The organism is Nonomuraea sp. NPDC050691 (assembly GCF_040654455.1).
Lineage (GTDB): Bacteria > Actinomycetota > Actinomycetes > Streptosporangiales > Streptosporangiaceae > Nonomuraea.
Window position 1 is genome coordinate 85767 of sequence record NZ_JBFAIA010000014.1, and the last position, 19776, is coordinate 105542.

Annotated in this window: 22 protein-coding genes, 1 tRNA gene and 1 pseudogene; 18 read left to right on the forward strand and 6 right to left on the reverse strand. The window is 71.2% G+C overall.

The window, feature by feature from the left end:
- Positions 1-144: 144 nt before the first annotated feature.
- Positions 145-218: transfer RNA gene (locus AB0H81_RS09035), tRNA-Gly, on the reverse strand.
- A gap of 77 nt (positions 219-295) precedes the next feature.
- On the opposite strand from AB0H81_RS09035, the gene dcd reads away from it, so the two are divergent.
- From dcd to AB0H81_RS09050, 3 genes are all read left to right on the forward strand, one after another.
- A complete protein-coding gene (gene dcd / locus AB0H81_RS09040; RefSeq protein WP_358371341.1) occupies positions 296-871 on the forward strand; it encodes a dCTP deaminase in 576 nt (191 codons plus the stop codon).
- A gap of 416 nt (positions 872-1287) precedes the next feature.
- Positions 1288-1905, forward strand: a complete 618-nt coding sequence (locus AB0H81_RS09045; RefSeq protein ID WP_175595614.1) for a DUF47 family protein — start codon at positions 1288-1290, stop codon at positions 1903-1905.
- A gap of 5 nt (positions 1906-1910) precedes the next feature.
- Positions 1911-2915 (forward strand): inorganic phosphate transporter, encoded by a 1005-nt coding sequence (locus AB0H81_RS09050; RefSeq protein ID WP_358371344.1) that lies wholly within the window; start codon positions 1911-1913, stop codon positions 2913-2915.
- A 9-nt stretch (positions 2916-2924) separates the two neighbouring features.
- On the opposite strand, the gene mshD is transcribed toward AB0H81_RS09050, so the two are convergent.
- Positions 2925-3836, reverse strand: a complete 912-nt coding sequence (gene mshD, locus AB0H81_RS09055; protein WP_358371347.1) for a mycothiol synthase — start codon at positions 3834-3836, stop codon at positions 2925-2927.
- Positions 3837-3944: 108 nt separating this feature from the next.
- Between mshD and AB0H81_RS09060 the strand changes: the two genes are divergently transcribed.
- A complete protein-coding gene (locus AB0H81_RS09060) occupies positions 3945-5726 on the forward strand; it encodes a bifunctional metallophosphatase/5'-nucleotidase (protein WP_358371350.1) in 1782 nt (593 codons plus the stop codon).
- A gap of 63 nt (positions 5727-5789) precedes the next feature.
- On the opposite strand, the gene AB0H81_RS09065 is transcribed toward AB0H81_RS09060, so the two are convergent.
- Positions 5790-6482: a response regulator transcription factor gene (locus tag AB0H81_RS09065; protein ID WP_358371353.1), complete on the reverse strand. Its 693-nt coding sequence runs from the start codon at positions 6480-6482 to the stop codon at positions 5790-5792.
- Positions 6483-6657: 175 nt separating this feature from the next.
- Here AB0H81_RS09065 and AB0H81_RS09070 point away from each other — a divergent pair, with 175 nt between their 5' ends.
- From AB0H81_RS09070 to AB0H81_RS09125, 12 genes are all read left to right on the forward strand, one after another.
- The gene (locus tag AB0H81_RS09070) at positions 6658-6909 is read left to right on the forward strand and encodes a MoaD/ThiS family protein (protein WP_358371356.1); all 252 of its coding nucleotides are present in this window, start codon (positions 6658-6660) and stop codon (positions 6907-6909) included.
- A 102-nt stretch (positions 6910-7011) separates the two neighbouring features.
- Entirely contained in the window at positions 7012-7686 is a 675-nt protein-coding gene (locus AB0H81_RS09075; protein WP_358371358.1) for a DUF2993 domain-containing protein, read from the forward strand.
- Between the two features lie 116 nt (positions 7687-7802).
- A complete protein-coding gene (locus AB0H81_RS09080) occupies positions 7803-8315 on the forward strand; it encodes a sigma-70 family RNA polymerase sigma factor (protein ID WP_358371361.1) in 513 nt (170 codons plus the stop codon).
- Positions 8312-9166: a zf-HC2 domain-containing protein gene (locus tag AB0H81_RS09085; protein WP_358371363.1), complete on the forward strand. Its 855-nt coding sequence runs from the start codon at positions 8312-8314 to the stop codon at positions 9164-9166. The genes AB0H81_RS09080 and AB0H81_RS09085 overlap by 4 nt, the downstream gene beginning before the upstream one ends.
- A gap of 90 nt (positions 9167-9256) precedes the next feature.
- Positions 9257-9808, forward strand: a complete 552-nt coding sequence (locus tag AB0H81_RS09090) for a thioredoxin family protein (protein ID WP_358371366.1) — start codon at positions 9257-9259, stop codon at positions 9806-9808.
- Positions 9809-9840: 32 nt separating this feature from the next.
- Positions 9841-9924: a putative leader peptide gene (locus tag AB0H81_RS09095; protein ID WP_358371395.1), complete on the forward strand. Its 84-nt coding sequence runs from the start codon at positions 9841-9843 to the stop codon at positions 9922-9924.
- Between the two features lie 61 nt (positions 9925-9985).
- Positions 9986-10399, forward strand: a complete 414-nt coding sequence (locus tag AB0H81_RS09100) for a DUF4395 domain-containing protein (RefSeq protein WP_358371368.1) — start codon at positions 9986-9988, stop codon at positions 10397-10399.
- Positions 10396-11235, forward strand: a complete 840-nt coding sequence (locus AB0H81_RS09105) for a sulfurtransferase (protein ID WP_358371371.1) — start codon at positions 10396-10398, stop codon at positions 11233-11235. The genes AB0H81_RS09100 and AB0H81_RS09105 overlap by 4 nt, the downstream gene beginning before the upstream one ends.
- Complete coding sequence (locus tag AB0H81_RS09110; protein ID WP_358371373.1) at positions 11232-11534, forward strand: DUF1416 domain-containing protein; 303 nt, start codon at positions 11232-11234, stop codon at positions 11532-11534. The genes AB0H81_RS09105 and AB0H81_RS09110 overlap by 4 nt, the downstream gene beginning before the upstream one ends.
- Positions 11535-11684: 150 nt before the next feature.
- A complete protein-coding gene (locus tag AB0H81_RS09115) occupies positions 11685-12236 on the forward strand; it encodes a sigma-70 family RNA polymerase sigma factor (RefSeq protein ID WP_358371397.1) in 552 nt (183 codons plus the stop codon).
- Entirely contained in the window at positions 12233-12976 is a 744-nt protein-coding gene (locus tag AB0H81_RS09120) for a methylated-DNA--[protein]-cysteine S-methyltransferase (protein ID WP_358371376.1), read from the forward strand. The genes AB0H81_RS09115 and AB0H81_RS09120 overlap by 4 nt, the downstream gene beginning before the upstream one ends.
- A gap of 84 nt (positions 12977-13060) precedes the next feature.
- Complete coding sequence (locus tag AB0H81_RS09125) at positions 13061-14362, forward strand: hypothetical protein (protein WP_358371379.1); 1302 nt, start codon at positions 13061-13063, stop codon at positions 14360-14362.
- A 49-nt stretch (positions 14363-14411) separates the two neighbouring features.
- Here the strand turns inward: AB0H81_RS09125 and AB0H81_RS09130 are convergent, their stop codons facing one another.
- The 3 genes from AB0H81_RS09130 to AB0H81_RS09140 all read right to left on the reverse strand — a co-directional run bounded on the left by AB0H81_RS09130 (position 14412) and on the right by AB0H81_RS09140 (position 16724).
- Entirely contained in the window at positions 14412-15221 is an 810-nt protein-coding gene (locus tag AB0H81_RS09130) for a hypothetical protein (RefSeq protein ID WP_358371382.1), read from the reverse strand.
- A gap of 202 nt (positions 15222-15423) precedes the next feature.
- On the reverse strand, positions 15424-16071 hold the full coding sequence (locus tag AB0H81_RS09135) for a hypothetical protein (protein ID WP_358371385.1): 648 nt from the start codon (positions 16069-16071) through the stop codon (positions 15424-15426).
- On the reverse strand, positions 16068-16724 hold the full coding sequence (locus AB0H81_RS09140) for a hypothetical protein (RefSeq protein ID WP_358371388.1): 657 nt from the start codon (positions 16722-16724) through the stop codon (positions 16068-16070). Before AB0H81_RS09140 ends, AB0H81_RS09135 begins: the two co-directional genes overlap by 4 nt.
- A 178-nt stretch (positions 16725-16902) precedes the next feature.
- On the opposite strand from AB0H81_RS09140, the gene AB0H81_RS09145 reads away from it, so the two are divergent.
- Positions 16903-18879 (forward strand): hypothetical protein, encoded by a 1977-nt coding sequence (locus AB0H81_RS09145; RefSeq protein ID WP_358371390.1) that lies wholly within the window; start codon positions 16903-16905, stop codon positions 18877-18879.
- A 70-nt stretch (positions 18880-18949) separates the two neighbouring features.
- Positions 18950-19776 (forward strand): annotated as a pseudogene (locus AB0H81_RS09150) (ATP-binding protein); the annotation flags it as partial.

Sequence of the window (19776 nt, forward strand, 5' to 3'; positions counted from 1 at the left end):
TGGCGCGAAGCGCCCCATCGGGAAGGCGATGAAGTGAGGCTGGGGTGTGGGGGTCGCGCCCCCACTTGGACGCAGTCTGATTCCCTGTGGCGCGTAGCGCTCCATACGAGAAGGCCATGCCGTTGAGCTCGAAAAGGCGCGAGGTGGAGCGGGTGACGGGAATCGAACCCGCGCTGTCAGCTTGGGAAGCTGATGTTCTGCCATTGAACTACACCCGCATCGGCCGGAGCCGCGGTCCCACTGTAGCGGAAACCCAGCCCACTTCAGCAAGCCCGCACACGGTAGGTTGCTCCACGTGCTGCTCTCTGACCGTGACATCCTGAGCGAGATCGACTCGGGACGGCTGGCGCTAGATCCGTTCGATCAGGACATGCTCCAGCCTTCCAGCATCGACGTGCGGCTCGATCGGTACTTCCGGGTCTTCGAGAACCACAAGTACCCGCACATCGACCCGTCCATCGAGCAACCCGATCTGACGCGCATGGTGGAGCCGGACGGGGATGAACCGTTCATCCTCCACCCCGGCGAGTTCGTGCTGGCTTCGACGTACGAGGTGATCACGCTTCCCGGCGACCTGGCGTCCAGGTTGGAGGGAAAAAGTTCGCTGGGGCGGCTGGGGCTGCTGACGCATTCGACGGCGGGGTTCATCGACCCGGGGTTCAGCGGGCACGTGACGCTGGAGCTGTCGAACGTGGCAACCCTGCCCATCAAGCTGTGGCCGGGGATGAAGATCGGGCAACTGTGCGTGTTCCGGCTGAGTTCGCCGGCGGAGCATCCGTACGGGTCCGAGAAGTACGGGTCGCGGTACCAGGGCCAGCGGGGTCCGACGCCGTCCCGGTCCTTCCGTGACTTCCACCGCACCCCCATCTGACGTCCAGCCACCCCCGCCGAACCCACCTGCCGCATGTCGCTCCAACGCTTTGGGGATGCCACCCCGGGTGACACGTCCGGAACGCCCGGCAAGGCGCCGGACGACACGACCGACAATCCCCTGAGAGCGCAAAACCGCGCCCTCTCGCCCGTCGCCGTGATCCTCCCCCCGTTCCGGGGAAGGTGAAGCTCCAGTTACGACATCTGACCAGGCTGGCGGTCTGGAAGGAAACTCACGAAGATGGTGACCGTAAGGCAGAACAAGTCCCCAGCGAGTGTGCCCCCGGACCGTCAGGTGCCCCGGTGTCGCAGAACATACGGAGGGTAACGACTAGGAGAAGGGGACATGAAGTTCGCATTTCGCCTGGTAAGCCGTACCCTCTTCCACGGACCATCCCCGCACATCTGGAGAACGACGTGCGCCTGCGTCTCACGCCACGTGAGGACAGCTACTACGACCTGTTCGCCGACTCGGCGAACAACCTGGTCACTGCTTCCCGCCTGCTGGTAGAGATCATCAGCGACGGGTCGGACAGGGAAGCCCTGGCCGAGAAGATGCGCGCGTGCGAGCACGCGGGCGACGACCGCACCCACGCGATCATGAACCGGCTCAATGAGAGCTTCATCACGCCGTTCGACCGCGAGGACATCTACCGCCTCGCCTCGAACCTCGACGACGTGATGGACGCCATGGAGGCGGCCTCCGACCTCATCGTCCTCTACCAGCTCGACCACCTGCCCAAGGACGTCGTGCGCCAGGTCGAGGTGCTGGAGCGGGCGGCCGAGCTGACCGCGGAGGCGATGCCGCGGCTGCGCTCGATGAAGAACCTCAACGAGTACTGGATCGAGGTCAACCGCCTGGAGAACCAGGGTGACCAGGTCTATCGCCGGTTGCTGGCCAAGCTGTTCAGCGGCGAGTACGACGCGTTGACGGTCATGAAGATGAAGGAGGTCATCGACGCCCTCGAGGAGGCGGCCGACGCCTTCGAGCACGTGGCCAACACCGTCGAGTCGATCGCGGTCAAGGAAAGCTAAGCCCCGTGGATCTCACGCTCGCCCTCGTCATCGGCGTGGTCGTCGTGGCGCTGGCCTTCGACTACACCAATGGCTTCCACGACGCGGCGAACGCCATCGCGACCTCGGTCTCCACACGCGCCCTCACCCCCAGGGCCGCGCTGTTCATGGCCGCGGCGATGAACTTCATCGGCGCCCACCTCGGCACCCAGGTGGCGCAGACCGTCGGCAAGGGCATCATCGACGCCCCACAGGGCTCGCACGGCCTGGTCATCGTGGCCTCCGCACTGGTCGGCGCGATCGCCTGGAACCTCATCACCTGGTACTTCGGACTGCCCTCCTCCTCCAGCCACGCTCTGATCGGCGGCCTCGTGGGCTCGGCGCTGGCCTCGGCCAGCATCGTGCACTGGGACGGCGTGGTGGAGAAGGTCGTCATCCCCATGATCCTTTCCCCGCTCCTCGGCTTCACGCTCGCCGCCGCGATCATGATCGCCATCTACTGGATCTTCCGCCGCGCGCAGCCGGGCAAGACCAACCGCGGCTTCCGGTACGCCCAGACGGTCTCGGCCGCCGCCATGGCCCTCGGCCACGGCCTGCAGGACGCGCAGAAGACGATGGGTGTGATCTTCCTGGCCCTCGTCGTCGGCGGCTACGCCGATCAGTCGGACCCGATTCCGCAGTGGGTCATCATCTCCGCCGCGGGCGCCATCTCGCTCGGCACGTACGCCGGAGGCTGGCGCATCATGCGGACGCTCGGCCGGCGCATCATCGCCCTGGACCCGCCGCAGGGTTTCGCGGCCGAGTCCGCGGCGGCGACGGTCCTGTACGCCGCGGCGATCGGGTTCGGCGCGCCCATCTCCACCACCCACACCATCACCAGCGCCATCATGGGCGTCGGCTCCACCAAGCGGCTCTCGGCCGTGCGCTGGGGCGTGGCGGGCAACATCGTGACCGCCTGGATCCTCACGATCCCGGCGGCGGCGCTGGTGGCCGCCGTGACCTACTTCGCCCTGCACTGGATGGTGGAATAGGTCCGGCCGTCAGGACACAGTGGCGGCGTACATGACGTCGGCGTCCCACCGGGCGAAGCCGAGCGACTCGTACAGCCGGATCGCCGCCGTGTTCGTCCCGTCCACGTAGAGCATCGCCTGCGCGAGCCCGCGCGAGCGCAGGTGGCTCAGCCCGGCCAGCGTCAGCGCCTTGCCCAGGCCGGTGCCCTGCTGGGAGGGGTCGACGCCCACGACGTACACCTCGCCGAGCGGCTCGTGCCCGTGGTCGGAGGATCCGTGGATCTTCGTCCAGTGGAACCCCACGAGCCGCTCGCCGCGGACGGCCAGGAAGAAGCCCGCCGGGTCGAACCACGGCTCCCGCTCCCGCCTGAGCAGGTCGTCGAGGCTCCACGCGCCCTGCTCGGGGTGGTGGGCGAAGGCGGCGGCGTTGACCTTGAGCCAGTCCTCCTCGTCCTGCCCGGGCTCGAAGGTCCGCAGCCGCACCCCGTCGGGCAGCGTGTACGGCGCCAGCGGCGCGAACAGCGACCGGCGCATCTGCCACAGTGACCGGACCCGCTGGAGTCCCAGGGAGGCGGCCAGCGCCCCGGCCCCCTCGTGGTCGCCGTGCGCCCACAGCCGCAGCCGGCCCCCTGCCTCGTCGAGCACGGCCCGCAGCAGCCGCCGGCCGTGCCCCTGGCGCCGGTACGCCGGGTGGACGACGAGCTCCCCGCTCGGGCCCTCGACCTCGTCGGTGGGGTCCACGTGCGCGTAGCCCACGAGCGCGTCGCCGGCGTGCAGCAGCAGCGAGCGGGCGCGGGGGTCGCCGCCGTAGCGCAGGTGGAGCATGACGTGCTCGTTCAGCGGCCGGACGCCGTCGGCCTCCGTCGCCGCCTCGACGAGCGCGAGCACGTCGTTGATTTCCTGGTCATCGAGCCCTTGTCTGACTTCCACGCGTGCCGTCACAGCTCGAACTCTAGGCGTAAGACTGGCAAATCACGCCATGGCATCGGCTGGCGAATCGTTACCTTTGCGACATTGGCTGCAAAGCTTCGCACCGTAACGTCTTGGGCCATGACGTCTCGTTCCCTCCTCCGGCTCGCGGTCGCCGGAGCCGTCGCCACCACCACGGCCCTGCTGGCCGTGGCACCGGCGGACGCGCAGCAGGCCCCCCGGACGGTTCCCGTCCGCCTGCTCGCCCTCAACGACTTCCACGGCAACCTCGAACCGCCCACGGGCTCGTCCGGCCGCATGGTCGACGAGAACGGCGCCACCGTGGAGGCGGGTGGAGCCGCCTACATCGCCACCCACATGAAGGCCCACGCCGACAAGAACACCATCGCGGTGGCCCAGGGCGACCTCATCGGCGCCACCCCGCTGATCTCGGCGGCCTACCACGACGAGCCGTCCGTCGAGTTCCTCGGCAAGCTCGGGCTGAAGGTCGCCGCGGTCGGCAACCACGAGTTCGACGAGGGCTACGCCGAGCTGCGCCGGATCATGAAGGGCGGCTGCCACCCGGTCGACGGCTGCTCGCCCGCCGGGGAGTGGAAGGGCGCCCAGTACGACTACGTGGGCGCGAACGTGCTGTTCAAGAACCCGAGCGAGAAGTCCGACGCGCTGGCGGCGCTGGGGAGCCGGCCCGCGGTCGAGAAGCTGCTGTCCGACTGGGGCGTCCCTGCGCTGCCGCCCGTCAGCGTCAAGTGGATGAACGGCGTGCCGGTCGGCTTCATCGGCCTGGTCACGCAGACCACCCCGGGCATCGTCACGGCGGAGGGCATCAAGGACCTCAAGTTCGTCGACGAGGTCAAGGCCGCGAACGTGGCCTCCAAGGTGCTCAAGCTCCTCGGCGTGAAGGCCCAGGTCGTGCTCGTGCACGAGGGCGACCAGGTCACTCCGGGGCAGTCGCCCGACGCGTGCAGCGCCGTCCCGGGGGCGGGCAACCGCATCGCCACCCAGGTGGACCCCGAGATCGACGTGGTGCTCAGCGGCCACTCGCACCAGGCGTACCTGTGCAAGGTCAAGGACCCGGCCGGCCAGGACCGCCTCTACTCGCAGGGCGGCTCGTTCGGCCGCGTCATCACGCAGGTGGACCTGAACGTGGACGTCCGCACGCGTGACGTCGTGCGCTCCTCGGTCGTGGCGGACAACCACGTCGTGACGCGTACGGTCGCCGCGGACCCGGAGATCTCCGCGTTCGTGCAGACCTGGAAGGACCGGGTCGCGCCGGTCGCCAACAAGCCCGTGGGCCGGATCACGGCCGACATCCCGAACGCGGCCACGCCGAGCGGGGAGACGCCGCTGGGCGACCTCATCGCGGACGCGCAGCTCGCCGCCACCAGGACCGGCGGGAACGCGCAGATCGCGCTCATGAACCCGGGTGGCGTCCGCGCGTCCCTGACCTACGCCGGCTCCTCGGCCGGCGAGGGCGACGGCGTCGTCACCTACGGCGAGGCGTTCACCGTGCAGCCGTTCAACAACCTCATGCAGGTGGTCACGCTGACGGGCGCGCAGCTCAAGACGGTGCTGGAGCAGCAGTTCACCGGCGGGCCCAACAACCAGGCGTTCACCAAGATCCTGCAGCCGTCGGCGAACCTGACCTACACCTACAGCACCTCGGCCCCGTGGGGCTCGAAGGTGTCGGACATCCGCATCGACGGCACTCCGGTCACGGACACCCAGCAGATCCGTGTCGCGGCCAACAACTTCCTGGTCGGCGGCGGGGACGCGTTCCTCGCCTTCAGGGACGGCACCGACATCTGGAGCGGCCCGCTGGACATCGACGCGTTCGTCGACCACCTGGGCGAGAACAGCCCGATCGCCCCGCCCGCCACGAACCGCATCACCGTGACGAGCTGACCCGCACCGACCGAAGAGGCCCGTTCCCCGAGCTCGGGGAGCGGGCCTCCGGCGCGTACGAGATCAGACGTCGGCCGTGTCGGCGCGGTCCGGGACGAAGCGGTAGCCGACGTTGCGCACCGTGCCGATCAGCGACTCGTACTCCGTGCCGAGCTTGGCCCGCAGCCGCCGCACGTGGACGTCCACCGTGCGGGTGCCGCCGAAGTAGTCGTACCCCCACACCTCCTGCAGGAGCTGCGCCCGCGTGAACACCCGGCCGGGGTGCTGGGCGAGGTACTTGAGCAGCTCGAACTCCTTGAACGTGAGGTCGAGCACCCGCCCGCGCAGCCGGGCCGTGTAGGTGGCCTCGTCGATGGACAGGTCGCCGCTGCGGATCTCGTCGGGCACGTCCTCGCCGCCGGCCTGCGAGATGCGGCCGGTCGCCATGCGCAGCCGCGCCTCGACCTCGGCCGGGCCGGCGCTGTCGAGCAGCACGTCGTCCACGCCCCACTCGGCGGTCATCGCGGCGAGCCCGCCCTCGGTCACGATGACGAGGAGCGGGCAGTCGATGCCGGTGGTGCGGATCAGCCGGCAGAGGCTCTTGGCGTGGGCGAGCTCCTTGCGGGCGTCCACCAGCACGGCGTCGACCGGCGGCGCGTCGATGAGGGCGGACGCCTCGGCGGGGGAGACTCGGACCGAGTGGAGCAGCAGCCCCAGCGCCGGCAGCACCTCGGAGGACGGCTCGAGGGCGTTGGTCAGCAGGAGCAGGTTGCTCATTTCGGCCTCCTCAAACACGCAAGGACCCGGGGGCTACATCGCCCAGGTCCTGTAGGGGAGGATAACCCACGCGAATGTCGCGTCCATGGGGCGTCCAACAGATGAACAGCGTTTTACCTGCGACAACAATGTTAAGGATGTCGCACGACGGCACGTTTGCGAGTATGAGGTTGCCATGTCTACTGGAAAAGTGCGGTATTGGGCCGCGGCGCGGGAAGCGGCCGGTGTCGCCGAGGAGTCGTTCGAGGCGGCGACCCTTGCCGAACTCATGACAAAAATCACACGGAATCGCGCCGAGCTCGCGCGGGTGGTGAGCCGTTCGTCATTCCTCGTCGACGGCTCCCCGGTCGGGAAGCGAGCCCATGACACCGTGGTGCTCGCCGAGGGGGCGACGGTCGAGATCCTGCCCCCCTTCGCGGGCGGCTGACGGCTCCAGCCGGGCCGCCGGAGCCGGTGAGCGGGCGGCTCTGCGGGGAAGGGGCATTCCACTCGATAAGCTCATGATCCATGGCCTGAGACAGGGAGCCCGATGCGCAAACTGCTCGTTTTCCTGATCCTGCTGGGAGTCATCCTCGCCGTCGTGGACCGTGTGGCGGTCGCGGGCGTGGAGCGGGACCTGTCCACCCGGATCGCGGCCTCCGCCGACCTCGACCGGCAGCCCAAGGTGACGATCGAGGGCATCCCGTTCCTCACCCAGGCCGTCTCGGGCCACTACCCGGAGGTGCGCTTCGACCTGGGCACGCTCACCTACGGCGGCGTGCCGGTGGAGAACCTCCAGGGCACCGCCTACGACGTGACGGCGCCGCTCGCCGACGTGCTCCAGAACCGCGCCGACGTCCGGGCCGGGCGGCTGACGGTCCGCGGCACGCTGACGAGCGAGACGATCGACAAGTACGCCCCGAAGGGCGTCAAGATCAGCGGGAACGGGTCGCGGCTCGTCGCGTCGGGTGAGGTGGCGGTCGGGGTGAACAAGGTGAAGTTCGACGCCGAGATGAAGATCGAGGTGGCCGACGGCGGCATCCGGCTGCGGGCGCAGAAGATCGACGGGGTGCCCGACGCGATCGCCGGGCTGGTCAGCTACACGATCCCGTTCAAGGGCGACCTGCCGTTCGACGTGAAGGTGACGGGGGTGCGCAATGTGGCGGCCGGACTGGAGTTCTCCGCCGAGGCGGAGAACGTGCCGCTCAGCGGTCAGCGGCTCTGACCTCACAGGAGAATCGACGGTGCCCGGTGGACGGCTCCTCGCGGGATGACGGCGCCGCGCGTCAGGGATTCCCGCGCGGTGCTGAACCTTCCCGCCCCGCCGTACGTGATGAGGGCGTGAGTCCAGCAGGCACCGCCGACGAGGAGCTCGTGCGGACCCTTTTCGACGAGCACGCGGGGCCGCTCTACGGTTACGTGCTGCGACTGACCGGCGATGCCGGACGGGCGGAGGATGTGGTGCAGGAGACGTTGCTGAGGGCGTGGCGACACCCCGAGGCCCTCTCCGGCCGCCCCATTCGTGCCTGGCTGTTCACCGTCGCCCGCAATCTCGTGGTCGACCAGCACCGCGCGCGCAAGTCGCGTCCGCAGGAGACCGGCGACGAGGCGCTGGCCGTCGTCCCCGCGGACGACGAGCTGGAGCGGGCGGTCGAGTCGTGGGCCGTGGCGGAGGCGCTGGCCGTGCTGCGACCCGAGCACCGCGAGGTGCTGTTGGAGGTCTACTACCGGGGGCGATCGGTGAAGGAGGCGTCGGCCACGCTGGGCATACCGCCCGGCACGGTCAAGTCGCGCACCTATTACGCGCTGCGGGCGCTGAAGCTCGCCCTGGAGGAGCGGGGGCTGGCGCCATGACGTGCGAGGAGGTGCGGATCTCGCTGGGCGCCCACGCGCTGGGGGCGCTGGAGCCCGACGAGGCGCTGGAGATCGACGCCCACCTGGCGACCTGCGAGGCGTGCGGCGCCGAGCTGATGGAGCTGGAGGGCGTGTCGGCGTTCCTCGGCAAGGTGTCCGAGCGTGACGTGCAGCTGGTGACCAGCCCGCCGCGTCAGGTGCTCGACCGGCTGCTGAACGCGCGCGCCAAGCGTCACCGCAGGGGCCGGATGCTCATGGTGGTGGCCGCCTCCGCGGCGGCGATCGTCGCGGGCGGCGCCGTGTGGACGGCCGTCGGAACCCCGGAGCAGAACGCGTCGACCGCCTCCGCCCCGGCGGCGTCCCGGCCCGGCGGGGACGCCTCCAGCGCCGAGGACTCCGCCCGCGCGTCGGGCGAGGCGGCGCGCCCCAAGGCGACCCAGGAGCCGCGGGCGAAGGCGCAGGACGAGCAGCCGCGGATCATGGCCGAGCCCCAGCCGGAGGCGAGCGCGACGCCGACGCCGTCGGCCAAGGCGAGCGGGCAGGAGTTCGCGGGCCGGGACCGGTCGTCCGGCTACTACGCCAGCGTGGCGGTGTTCCCCGGCTCACGCGGGACGGGGCTTTCGGTGAAGGTGTCGGGGATGCCGGCCGGCAAGACGTGCCGGCTGGTGGTGGTCGGCCGCGACGGGCGGCGCGACGTCACGGACACCTGGACGGTCGGCCGGAGGAACTACGAGGACAAGCCCGTCTACGCCAGCCGGACGTGGATCCCGGTGAAGGACATCGCCAGGTTCGAGGTGGTGGACGCCGCCTCGCGGCAGGTGCTGGTCAAGGTCTCCGGCCCGCGGAGCTGAGGGAAGGTCTCCGGCCCGCGGAGCTGAGGGGAGGTCTCCGGCCCGCGAAGCTGAGGGAAGGTCTCCGGCCCCGGAGCTGACCGGGCCGGAATGCCGTCGCCGCGGGCGTGGTTGCACCTGGCGATGACGGGCGTGTGGGTGGTGCTGGCGACGCTGGCGCTGGGGACGGGAATCGGGGTGGTACGGCTGCGCCGCGACGGACGCATGCGCGACGGGTCCGCCGGCCGGGCCAGTGCCGGTACCGGTGACACGGCCGGCGACCCGACCGGTGACCGGGCCGGTGACCGCCTCAGCGCCGACGTGCTGGGCGCGCCCCTCGGGCCGAGGGCGACGCTCGTGCAGTTCTCCACCGCGTTCTGCCAGCCGTGCCGGGCGACGCGGCGCGTCCTGGCCGACGTGAGCGCGCTCGTGCCCGGGGTCGCGCACGTCGAGATCGACGCGGAGTCGCGGCTGGACCTGGTGCGGGAGCTGGACATCCTGCGCACCCCGACCGTTCTCGTCCTCGACCCGTCCGGAAATATCGTGAAAAGGGGCTCTGGCCAGCCGCGCAAGGCCGACGTGCTGACCGCCCTCGCGACCGCCGTGCCACCCGCGGAGCCGCTTCCCGAGACGTCGTCGTCTCAAGAACCGGACGAGATGTGACAGATGGCGAGACGACGAGTAGTGTCATCCGCATGAACCTTTCGACAGAGCTGCTGACGAAGCGGCGCGCGGTTGATTTCTGCCGCGTAGCCACCGCGCTCTGTCGCGCTGCCTGAGGACGGTCTCGCGCGGACTTCTGATCCGCCTCAACCCGACCCCTTCAGGGAGCATCCCTAGATGCGTGCCGACCCTAGAGCGCTGCGCTTCGGCGCGGCCGTCACCACCCTGGTCCTCGCTCTCGTCATCGTGACGGGAAGCGCGTGGCTGCTCGCCGCCCAGGCCGTGGTGTTCGCGCTGGGGGCGGCGGGCCGCTCACCGTACGGGATGGTCTTCCGGACGCTCGTCAAGAGCGCGCCGAAGGTGACGGAGGACGCCCGCCCGCCGCGGTTCGCGCAGGGTGTGGGGTTGGCCTTCGCGGTCATGGGGCTGGTCGGATTCGTCGCCGGGATCACGCCGCTGGCCCTCGGGGCCACGGCCGCGGCTCTCCTCGCCGCCTTCCTCAACGCAGCCTTCGGACTCTGTCTCGGCTGCGAGACGTACCTGCTGATTCGCCGTCTACTGCCCGCCGCCACATGGGAGGTTCACCAATGAGCCGCGCCGCCGTCCTGGTGGATGCCGACTGGGTCGAGGCCAACCTCGACACGCCAGGCGTCGTGCTCGTCGAGGTCGACGAGGACACCAGCGCCTACGACAAGGGCCACATCCGTGGCGCCGTCAAGATCGACTGGAGGCAGGACCTCCAGGATCCCGTCCGCCGTGACTTCGTCGACAAGACCGGTTTCGAGACGCTGCTGTCCGAGCGCGGCATCTCCAACGACGACACCGTCGTGCTCTACGGCGGCAACAACAACTGGTTCGCGTCCTACGCCTACTGGTACTTCAAGCTGTACGGCCACGACAACGTCAAGCTGCTCGACGGCGGTCGCAAGAAGTGGGAGCTCGACTCGCGCGAGCTGGTCAAGGACGTCCCGCAGCGGGCCAAGACGCAGTACGTCGCCCAGGACCAGGACACCGCGATCCGCGCCTTCCGCGACGACGTGGTCTCCGCCATCGGCAAGCTCAACCTGGTCGACGTCCGCTCGCCCGACGAGTTCACCGGCAAGCTGCTCGCCCCGGCCCACCTGCCGCAGGAGCAGGCGCAGCGCGCGGGCCACGTGCCCACCGCCCGCAACATCCCGTGGTCCAAGGCGGCCAACGACGACGGCACGTTCAAGACCGACGACGACCTGCGCGCGCTCTACCAGCAGGCCGGCGTCGACTTCGGCAAGGACACCATCGCCTACTGCCGCATCGGCGAGCGCTCGGCGCACACCTGGTTCGTGCTGCACGAGCTGCTCGGCCAGTCCAACGTGAAGAACTACGACGGTTCGTGGACCGAGTACGGCTCGCTCGTCGGCGTGCCGATCGAGCTGGGGGAGGCCCGATGAGCGCCGCGCAGGGATGCGGAGCCCCGGAGCAGACGATCGCTCTGCCCGCCGGGATCGATCTGTCCAACCAGGCCGTGATCCAGGGTGTGGTCACGGGCGCCGGCACCGCCTACGCGCGGCTGCTCGACCACTCCGGTGAGTTCACCGGTGAGGTCGTGGTGTCCGACGACGGTGTGTTCCGGTTCTTCGCCGCGCCGGGCGACTGGACCGTCCGCATCATCGCGGGCGGCGGCGTCACCCGGGACGTCCAGGTGGCGGCCAAGCTGGGCGAGGTGTCCCAGCTCGCCGTGGCCGTCTGACCCTGACGTCCTCCTTCGCGACAGGCCCGCGCCGCCACGGCGCGGGCCTTCCGCGTTTCACGATGATTTGTCTTCCTGGCGGTTTTCGCCAGATTTCCGGCCAGGTGCCACCGATCGCCGTCCGCCGGTGTTCCTGGATATGTGAGTGAGATGGACTGCCTCGACCCGGTGCGCAAGGCGCTGCTCGACGACCTCGACGGAGGGTTCACCGAGCTGTACGGCGCTCACCGCGACGTCGTCTTCTCGACCGCGCTGCGGCTGTCCGGGCGCTGGGCCGACGCGGAGGACCTCGCGGCCGAGACGTTCCTGCGCGCCTACCGGGCGGTGGCCGGCTACGACGCCGAGCGCATCGCGGAGCTGAGGACGCGGCCGTGGCTGCTGACCATCCTCATGAACATCTGGCGCAACTGTGCCCGCGCCAAGTCCCGCAAGCCGCCACCCGACCTGCGGGAGGAACCCGTGGACACCGTCGATCCGCGCGAGGGCGTCGAGGAGGCCGCGCTGCGGAGGGAGACCGGCGACGAGCTGGCGGAACTGCTCTCCCTGCTGCCGGAGGAGCAGCGCCTCGCGGTGGTGCTCCGGCACGTCGCCGACCTGCCGGTCGACGAGGTCGCCACGGTGCTGCGGATCCCGCAGGGCACGGTCAAGTCACACGTGTCGCGCGGGCTGAAGCGGCTGCGCACGCTAGGAGGTGCCCGATGAACGACGACTCCCTGCTCGCCAGGCTCGCCGGCCTGGCCGTTGAGGCGCCCGCCGGGCTGCTGGACCGGATCTCGGCGCGCTGGAGCGTGGTGCCGAGCCCGATCGGCGAGCTGTCCGTGGCCTGGACCGCCCGGGGCGTGGCCTACGTCCACCTCGGAGACGGCTTCACCGGCGCGTTCCGGTCGCGCTTCGCCCGGCCGCTGACGCCGGCCACGCGGCCGCTGCCGGGCCTCGTGCCCGCGCTGCGCACCGGGAGGCTGTCGGGGCTGACACTGGACCTCGACGAGCTGGGCGGCTTCCAACGGGACGTGCTGAGCGCCGTCCAGGCCATCCCGCGCGGCGAGATCAGGCCGTACGCGTGGATAGCGGCCCGCGCAGGGAGGCCCGGGGCGGTGCGCGCGGTCGGCTCGGCGCTGGCCCGCAACCCCGTGCCGCTGCTCGTCCCCTGCCACCGGGTGACCCGCTCCGACGGGGCCCTGGGGGAGTACGTGTTCGGGCCGGCGGCCAAGGAACGGCTGCTGCTGGCGGAGGGCGTGGACCTGGGCCGGCTGGACGGGCTGGCCAAGGAGCGGGTCTTCTATCTGGCCAGCGACACCACGGGCGTGGTGTGCTTCCCGACCTGCCACAACGCCCGGCGGATCACGCCCGCGCACCGGCACGGCTTCCGCACGCTCGCCGCGGCCCGCACGGCCGGCTACCGGCCCTGCCGCACCTGCCGCCCCGACCCCCTGGCGGCCTGACGGGGACGGCCGGCGGGCGGCCGGAGTGGGGCTGGAGGGATGGCGGGGCTGCGGTGGGGTGACGGGGCCGCTACGATGCACCAGATGTCAGGTTCGTCTGGTGTGGCGGCGCCGCCCCGACCTGCGCCTTCACCGGCCCGGAAGCCGCCGTCGCCGTTCTCGCTGCCCGTGCACACCCTTCGCCTGCTCGGGCACTGTGTGCTGCCCCTCGTCCTGTGGTTCGCCGCGGGGGAGGCCGTCCGCTTCGGGCTGCTGTACGGCGCGACCGAGGTGGCCTACGGCGACTTCCGGCAGGCCCGGCTGGTGGCCACCATCACGCTGCTCACCCTGGTCGTCCTGGCCGCGCTGACCGTGGTCACGGGCATGCTGCACACCCTGCGCGGCGCCCTGTGGGAGATGCGGGCCCGGGCGGCCGAGGGCGCTGAGGACGAGCCGTTCTTCACGGCCCTCGACCGGGTCGCCCCCGCCTTCGCCGTCCTCTACATGGCCTGGGGCTTCCAGACCGAGGACGCCCGCGACCTCCAGCAACTGGACCTCTTCCACCACTTCTTCGACATGACCGAGGCCGCGCTCTTCGGCGAGAAGTCGACGGTCGGCCGCAGCCTCATCGACCTCGACTGGCGGGTGTCGGTGGCCACGATGGTCGTCGCGTTCGGGCTGAAGACGCTGTTCGCCAAGCTGGTGGAGCGGGGCACGGGCCGCTTCTACGGCTTCGCCGCCGCGTTCTCGGAGTTCGCCTTCGTCTTCTACGGCCTCAACGCCACGGTCGCGGTCGCCGACGCGCGCTCGGAGTGGGTGGAGCACCGCACCGTGGTCGTCGGCACCGAGAGCATGTGGACGAAGGCGCAGGACGCCGTGCCCGTCCTCAAGACCCTCACCGACGTGGTGAAGGACGTCTGGCCGCTGTTCCTCGAGTCCGTCGCCATCCCGCTGGCCTGGCTGACCGTGGCGATGCTCGTGTTCGGCGCGTACGCCGACGACACCCGCACCATGGTCAAGGGCACCCGGTTCGAGCGCGGCATCGACCGCCTGGAAGGCAGCCACGACCTGACGAAGCGGTCCTTCGAGCGGGTGACCGGCGGGTTCCAGGAGCGCTGGGTGCCGCTGGTCAACTCGCTGCGGCTGGTGATCAAGGGTGGTGCGCCGCTGTTCGGCATGATGTGCCTGTGCTACGTGGCCGTCACGGTGGGCTCGCAGTACGCCGACCGCGCGGTCCGCACGCTCGTCGGGTCGCAGGTGGAGTGGGCGTGGGTCTACCTGGAGCCGCCGCTCATGTTCGGCCGCGACCTGCTGGTGACCGTGGTCACCATGGCGCTGCTGGCGGCCACGTTCGACCTCGCCGCCACCCGGGCCCGCCTGCGCGGCGAGGCGTTCTCGACGAGCTGACCCGGCGCCCGCGCTCCGCCGCGGAGCCGCGGCACGTCCCGCCCGCCGGCTAGCGGCGGAACCGCAGCACGTCCACGTCCGGCTTGGACGTCCCCCGCTTGAACAGGTCCGCGGTCGGCGTGTCGGCGCGGTAGCCGCTGGGCCGGAAGGACAGCTCCACCTCGCCGGCCACCGCCTTCGGCACGATGGCGAGACCCGCCAGCCTGTACTCCTTGCCGACCTCCAGCCGCTCGGTCGGCCGGTCGCCGGCGGCGAGCTCCACGACCCAGCTGCGGCCCGCGCGGTCCTCCAGCCGGATCTCGTCCGGCTTTGCCGTCATGGTGGCGCTGGCCGGGTCCACGACCTTCTCCGTGATGTCCACCTTGAGCCAGGCGACGGTGTCGCCGTGCTTGCTGTTCGGCGGGGCCTCGGTGGGGGTGAGCGCGGCCTTCCACTCGATGCCGTACACGGTGCCGGCCTGGCCGGGCGCCACGGGCACGAGGCGCGTCTCCTTGGCCGAGACCTTCTCGTAGAACAGGTAGCCGTCGTACGTGGTGGCGCCGACGGCCACGGCGATGCTCACCAGCGCGCCGGCGGCCACCAGCAGGGCTCTGCCCCGCCGCCGCGGACGGGCCGGCGGCTCGGGCGCGGGAGGACCCTCAGGCGCGGGAGCGTGCCGCTGCGGCGCCGGAGGCTGCCGGGGGGCCACAGCCTGGGGAAGGGGCGGAGGCTGCTGCTGGGCCGCAGCCTGGGGAACGTGACGCGGCTGCGGGGGAGTCACGTCCCGCGGGACGGGCGGCAGCGGCTGGGTGGCGCCCTCGACGGGCTCGGGCGGCACCGGCGGCCACACCTGCCGGTCGGGCCGGACCTGCGGCCGCATGCCGGGCCACGACCCGCCCGGCCGGGCCTGAGGGGGCGCGGAGGGTCGCTGGGGGCGTCCCTGCGGGGGACGCGGGGGTGCGGAGGGCGGCTGAGAGGCCGCTGGGGGCGGCTGGGGGGGCGCCGCGGGCCGTGGCGCGCCCCCTGCGGGCCGAGGATTGCGAGGGGCGAACCAGTCGCGGTCGTCTGCGCTCATATCCCGATCACTTCTTGACGATGGAGTAGACGTCCTGCGGCTTGGCGGCGAGGTCGCGGGCGGCCTTCTCGTCGAGACCGAGGTCGATCTCCACCTCCGGCTGGTACGGCTCGACCAGGGCCGACGGCGGCAGCCCGAACACCACCTTGGCCCCCGGCAGCGCCGAGGCGGGCACCTCGAAGAAGAACCGCCCGCTGACCCAGATGTCCGGCTGCATCCAGGTGGCGGCCAGCGTGGCCGTGGCCTCCACCCGGTCGGTGGCGGCGAAGCGGTGGCCGTCCTCGGTCAGCAGCGTGGGCTGGCCGAGGTGGTACGGCTTGAGGCTGGACTTGGCGGAGGCGTTCACGACGAGGAACAGGTTGTCCGTCTCGACGGTCTTGACGCTGCTCGCCTGGATCGCCTTGGCGGCGGTGAAGGAGTCGAGCCGCACGTGGAAGCGCCGGGCGTCGACGTCCTGGCCCTTGGCGCCGGTGTAGGTCAGCGGGGCGCCGGTGTCGTTCTCCGACAGTGCGAGCGTCTGCAGACCGACGGCGCCGCCGGCGAGGAGCAGGCCCAGCAGCGCGTTGAGCACGCGCGAGCCGCCGCGCCCGGAGCCGGTGGGCCGCCCGCGGCGTCCGCCCGGGACCGCCGCCGGCCGGGGCTGGACCGCGGTCATGCCGTGGCGTCTTCCTGGACGGGCAGGGTGACCTGCGCCTTGACCTCGGGGACGATGGTCTCGCCCGCGCTCTGGGTGACCATCGTCCACCTCTCGGTCGGGTCGTTGAAGCCGGCCACGTACTCGAAGGAGCCCACGTCCATCGTGATCTTCTCCGGCGGCTTCTGGCCTTCCCGCAGCCGGTAGCGGACGATGACCGTGGTCTTGATCCCCGGGTGGAGCTGCCGGCTCTCACCGCCCTTGGCCAGCGCGAAGGCGAAGGGGCCGGAGTCGTCCGGGAACTTGGGGCTGATCTTGACGAGGGAGCCGCCGAACGTGGTGGCGAAACCGGTCTTCCCGTCGACCGGGGGGATCCCGACGGAGGTGGTGCCGTCGCCGCGGTTGGTGACCTCGAAGACCATCTCCACGAACCGCTTGTCCTCGTCGAACTGCGTCTGCGCCCGCTCCGTGCGGACCCGGGACTCGACGAAGCGGGTCGAGTACAGGCCCTGGTCGAGCACCGAGCCCTTGCCCAGCTGGGGAGGAGCGTCCGGGGCCTCGTTCAGGCCGCCCATGAGGGCGGTGATCCCGAGGGCCGTGACCAGCACCAGCGCCACCGCGGGCACCACTACCGGGCGTCTGGGCCTGCCGCTGCCGCCGGAGGGTTCGGTCATGGGTAAGGATGGTAATAGGTCACGCTTGTCCCATCCGCCGCTATCCTCCCAACGGGCTGGTCTAATTGCCGAGAACCCTGCCGTAGAAGGGGTTCTAGCTCATACGCTGTCACGGAAGCAGCGGGACTAGCCCCCAACGACTAACGACATATCGCGGCCGGAGGGTCACGTGGTGGACGTGCATCCTGAGCATGCGCAGCTCCAGGCGGACCGCATCTACCTGGGCTGGCAGTACATCCTGCTGCACCCGGATCCCGGTCCGCCACCGAAACGACCCTCGCCGGCGGAGGAGCCGCCGCCCGCGCGCCCCGACGCCGACGTCGCCCGCCGCGAGCGCATGCAGGAGGACATGCTCAACCGGCCGGTGCGGGTCTTCCGGCTGTTCGCGGTCGTGCTGTCGCTGCTCATCCTGGTGCTGGCCGTGGCCGGCCTGCTTCAGTGGAAGTTCGCGTTGCTCGGCCTCGTCGCGGCCTGCGGCGTGGCGATCATCTGCAGCTACGCGCTCGTCCAGGGCGACCGGGCCGTCCGTTACCGCATCAGCGAGCAGCGGGCCCGCGACGACCGCCGGCGACAGGAACGTGACAAGGAGCTGTTCCGCGCCCAGGAGGAGCACGCCCAGCGCTATCGCGAGTGGCAGCGGCTCAAGGAGCGCCACGACCGCCAGCTCTCCTGGTACGCCGTGGCCGTGCCCGACGAGATCGACCGCATCGACGTGGCCGGCGGCACCCTGCCCGGCTGGTCGGCGCTCATCACCCTGCTCGGCGCCACCCGCCTCTACAGCGGCGGCCACCTGACCGTGCTCGACCTGTCCGAGGGCGCCATCGCCAAGGACCTCATCGAGCTGGCCCGCCGCGGCGGCGACGACCCGCTGGTCTGGGTGCTGCCCGTCGACCTGCCCCGCCTCGACCTCGGCGCCACGCTCAAGCCCGAGGCCTTCGCCGACGTGCTCGCCCACGTGGTCAGCGTCAGCGAGGAGCACCGCACCACCCGCGACCTCAGCTTCGACAACGCGATCCTGGAGCGCGTGCTGGAGGTCCTCGGCGAGAACGCCACGATCAGCCAGGTCACCGCCGCGCTGCGCGCCCTCGCCCAGGTCGGCGACCCGCGCGACGACCTCAGGTACGGGCTGATCACCGCCACCCAGCTGGAGCGCATCGGCACGCTGTTCGGCCGGGGGGTGAGCGACCGCGTGGTCATCGAGCGGGCGTGGGCGCTGGAGTCGCAGCTGCGCAAGCTGGAGACGCTGGGCACGGAGGCCGTGCGCCTGCCGCCCGCCCGTCTGCGCGTGGTCAGCATGGACCGCCAGGCCGGCGTGTTCGGCAACCGGGTGCTCGGCACGTACGTGGCGACCGCCCTCACCCACATCCTGCGCCAGTCGCCCGCCTCCGACCGGCCCTGGTACCACACGATCATCGTGGCGGGGGCCGACAAGCTCCGCGGCGACGTGCTCGACCGGCTCATGGACGCCTGCGAGACCTCCCGTACGGGACTCGTCCTGACCTACCGGTCACTGACCCCGACCGTGCGCGAGCGGCTGGGCCGCGGCCACGCCGCGGTCGCGTTCATGCGGCTCGGCAACGCCGAGGACGCCCGGGTGGCGAGCGAGCACGTCGGCACCGAGCACCGGCTGGAGCTGGCCCAGCTCACCGAGACGATCAGCGACTCGCTCCCCGGCGTCGACGGCGGCTACACCAGCACCATCGCCGAGGTCGAGGGCAGGCACGAGGACCACGACGACAACCTCACCGACCTGGCCGAGGACATCACCGAGTCCACCGAGTGGGGCCGCACCACGGGCAAGATCGGCGAGAAGGAGCGGGTGCTCCAGCGTTCCCGCGAGTTCCTCGTCGAGCCGCACCAGCTCCAGCAGCTCCCCACCACCTCCGTCATCGTCACCGACGCCACCTCGCAGGGCCGGCGGGTCCGCCTCGCCGACGCCAACCCGGCCATCCTCACCTTCCCCAAGACCACGCTCGGCGAGCTGGACGACGTGCGGGAGGCCGTCCTCGCCCTCGACGGCGAGCACGGGGCCGACGAGGAGGACGACGACCGGGCGGGCGAGCACGGCGACCCGCCGGGACGCGACGAGGCCGACCCGCCGCCGAACCTCGGCCCGCCCCCGCCACGCCTCGACTGGCGCAAGGGAAGGCAATGAGATGGTCAATGTCAAGGTGACGGGCTGACGGTCGGCGGATTTTACTTAGAGCCGTCTGTGGGGGGATGAAATGCAGCCGAGTGTCTCGCTGAGCGGGCCGTGGTACCGGATCCAGTCCATCGCCGCACCCTCGCGAAGCTCGTCGGCCGAGTGGGACTTCGTCACCGTGCTGCCCGCCGTGCTGTCCGCCGCCCAGCGCGACCGGCCGTTCGCCATCGGCTGGCTCTCGCGCGGCTCGGGCGCCCCCCTGGAGCTCATCACGAACGCCGGTCCGCTGTCACCGCCCCGGCAGCCGCGCCGCGCCACCGGCGCCCCCGGAGCGCCCACGGGGCCGCAGCCGCTGCTGTTCCCCGGCGGGGCCCGCGGGGTGCAGCTCGGCGAGGAGTACCTGGACGACCTCGCCGACCTGGTGTGGACGCCGTGCCCCGGCCGGCAGGCACCGCCGCTCGGCAACCGCCGCGAGTTCGACCCCGACGAGCTGAAGCGGCCCACGCTGTTCGAGTCGACGCTGATCACCCTCATGTCGCGGCCGTTCGCCTGGCTCGTCGTGGCCGAGCCGACCGGCCTGCTCGACGCCGAGGTGGCCCACCTGCGCACCCAGCTCAACGTGCTGCGCCAGTACGGCGACGCCTCCGAGCGCTCCCGCTTCGACGCCGAGCGGGCCGAGCGGCGCATGCAGGAGCTCGACGCGTTCCGCGAGGCCGGGCTGTGGAACGTCCGGGTGCTGGCCGGTGGCGCGACGGCCGAGGAGCTCCGCCAGATCGCGCCCGTCCTCGTCGGCTCGGTCGAGATGAGCCACCACCCCTACCGGCTGCGCAGCGCCCAGGGCGCCGTCTATCCGCTGGCCGAAGCGCTGGCCGCCACGCTCCAGGACCCCGCCGACGGGGCCGCCGCGCC